This is a genomic window from Pedobacter sp. 01T416_2 (assembly GCF_056398925.1).
In genome coordinates this window covers 1-2244 of record NZ_JBFTQI010000894.1, presented here as the reverse complement: position 1 = coordinate 2244, position 2244 = coordinate 1, and the positions used below count along the sequence as shown (strand labels likewise).

At 36.1% G+C, this 2244-nt stretch carries 4 protein-coding genes and 1 tRNA gene; 1 reads left to right on the top strand and 4 read right to left on the bottom strand.

Going from position 1 to position 2244, the window contains the following annotated elements; translation table 11 throughout:
* Positions 1 to 228: hypothetical protein (locus tag AC1DPQ_RS25515; protein ID WP_477611280.1), on the top strand; the 228-nt coding region annotated here is incomplete at its 5' end.
* A gap of 27 nt (positions 229 to 255) precedes the next feature.
* Here the strand turns inward: AC1DPQ_RS25515 and AC1DPQ_RS25510 are convergent.
* The 4 genes from AC1DPQ_RS25510 to AC1DPQ_RS25495 form a co-directional block, all read right to left on the bottom strand.
* On the bottom strand, positions 256 to 945 hold the full coding sequence (locus AC1DPQ_RS25510) for a DNA alkylation repair protein (protein ID WP_477611279.1): 690 nt from the start codon (positions 943 to 945) through the stop codon (positions 256 to 258).
* A gap of 41 nt (positions 946 to 986) precedes the next feature.
* Positions 987 to 1760 carry a hypothetical protein gene (locus AC1DPQ_RS25505; protein ID WP_477580915.1) on the bottom strand — a complete coding sequence of 258 codons (774 nt, stop codon included), beginning with the start codon at positions 1758 to 1760 and terminating at the stop codon, positions 987 to 989.
* 109 nt (positions 1761 to 1869) lie between these two features.
* The gene (locus tag AC1DPQ_RS25500; protein WP_029275070.1) at positions 1870 to 2040 is read right to left on the bottom strand and encodes a hypothetical protein; all 171 of its coding nucleotides are present in this window, start codon (positions 2038 to 2040) and stop codon (positions 1870 to 1872) included.
* A gap of 34 nt (positions 2041 to 2074) precedes the next feature.
* A tRNA-Cys gene (locus AC1DPQ_RS25495) sits at positions 2075 to 2148 on the bottom strand.
* Between the last annotated feature and the right edge of the window lie 96 nt (positions 2149 to 2244).

Below are 2244 nucleotides of genomic sequence, written 5' to 3'. Positions count from 1 at the left end.
ACCCTGAACCGAGCTTTAGCGAGCTCACCGAAGGTAATTTATTTCAGGGTCTATCTTGCAGGAAAGATGCTGAAACAAGTTCAGCATGACGACCGCCCTAATGAACGTGCACTAAAAACAAATATAGAATTAACAAAAGATGTGTCCACACGATACGCCTGCGCGGGAAAGACGGCCAATCTATTAGAATCTGTCATTGATAGCCTTTCGGAGACCTTTACTAATTGAAAACATATTGGGTTATAGGCTAAATAACTATTTCTGCCGGCTTACCATTTCATTAATCCAGATTGGTGCAAATGGAGAAGTACAGCCTTTAGAAACAGGATAATCGCGGTAAATACCAAGTTTTTCGCCGATGGCTAAGGCTCTTTCTCTATAATCAGGATGGTTAATGCCAATCTGAGCCAATGCGGTATTCATCGTCCATTGGATTTCTGGTGCTGCTTTAGGCATTTCTTTTTCAATCCGATCGAGAATTGAAGGGATATCTATTCCTTCAGGTGCTCTGGTTATGCGTCCGCTGGTTAAGCTCCAGCCTGCACGGGCCAGCATAATATTTCCCGAATTCATCCACTTTTCTCTGAATTGTTCCTTATCAGGGTATTCTTTAACAATGTAATTGTAAAACCAATCAGCTGCCCAGGTAAAATTTTCTGAAGCTACCATTTGCTCAATCTGTTCTGCAGACAGCGCTTTTGGTTTAAGGATTAAGATGGCTAGCAATCGAGCATCAATATTTTCAGTTTCCCAGAGTTGAAGTGCAAGTTCATGATCGGTTTTGATCTTTTTGGCTATGGCCCTGATGTCGCCCATTTTAACGCCAAAAATATTTTCTCTGGCGCCGTTCTTAATATGCATGGCGCGGACTTTCTCCTCGCCGAGCGATTCTAGTTTTGAAAGAGTTTCTGTAAGATTCATGGTTTTACCTTTCGCTGTTTCCAAATTTAGGTATTTCCTTTACATTGAAGTAAAGAGCCTTGGCTTTAGATCACTTTTTTAAAGTATGCGCCGATCAATTTATAAGTTATTCTTTTGTTTGTGAATTTTCCATCTGCTTGGACTAGGGGGATAGATATTTCTTTTTCGTCGCTATTATAGTAAGGATAAAAGTGTTCAATCTTATGTTCATTATCCTTGTTTATTCTTGCAGAATAATCTATTTCATAGCTTAATTCGTTCGTTAACCCTGATTTTGTTGAAATCAGTTTAAGATTATTGTTTAACACATTTTTCTCTACTCTTAATAATTTTACCTTGAAATAAAATAGAGCGCTACTTCCGATAAAAAGCTCTGTTAAGATATAATATCTTTGTTTGTTGATGGTCAGGTCATAGATTTTAAGGGGTGTAACACCTGGATCATTTTTCTTTATGAATGCTTTTGTGATGCCTGCAGTTTGTGTCTGGTAAATGTTTCTGAATCTTCTTTGTGTGCCACCAGTTTGATCATCCCATGAATAGATTCTTAAAAAGCCATCTTTCGAACTGGTAATTTTTAGTCCCATTTTATTGAGTTGATCAAACTTTGATTTTAAAGATTCTGGATTTCTATTTAATGTTGATAGAGCTTGTTTTTCAAAATTATCATTGAATAATTCCAGAGAATCGAAACTGTTTTTGCCGTATTTTTCTGCAGACCAATTTGAAATCTTTTGAAATGAATTTGACAGTTTTTTTTCTAATGCTATGTTGCTTTGACAAAAAGCCATAGATGGAAAAAATAAGAATGAGATAAAAAGAATAGATTTTATTTGCATGGCTAGAATCAAATTAGCAAGTCAATAATTTAAATAAAAATTACAAATAAAAAAAGCATCCTTTGATCAGAAGGATGCTTTAAATTCTTTAAGAAGAAATTTCTAAAAACTATTTTGCCAAAGCAGCTAAAACAGCATTGTTTTTAGCTAATTGATCGTTTTTAGGTTGTGCAGAGCGGCTTCCTAACTCAATGTTAGTTGCTCTCTTTAAAAATGCTACCTCTTGGTGAGCTGTATTTTTATTTCTTCTGTCTTTTCTTTTTAATCTGGTAACTGCCATGGTAATAACCTTTTAATTATTTTATTTGTACAAATGGAGGTCGAGAGCGGATTCGAACCGCTGTAGAAGGTTTTGCAGACCTCTGCCTAGCCACTCGGCCACTCGACCCTTAAATTCAAGGCTGCAAAAATAGCAATTATTAGTTAGCCCGCAAATAATATCTTAATTTAATTTCGAACTCGCACTAACTCAGCACAAAAGATT

Excerpts from the sequence above, each read along its gene's own strand:
- AC1DPQ_RS25505 (WP_477580915.1), bottom strand. The coding sequence starts at position 1,760 with ATGCAAATAAAATCTATTCTTTTTATCTCATTCTTATTTTTTCCATCT.
- AC1DPQ_RS25500 (WP_029275070.1), bottom strand. The coding sequence starts at position 2,040 with ATGGCAGTTACCAGATTAAAAAGAAAAGACAGAAGAAATAAAAATACA.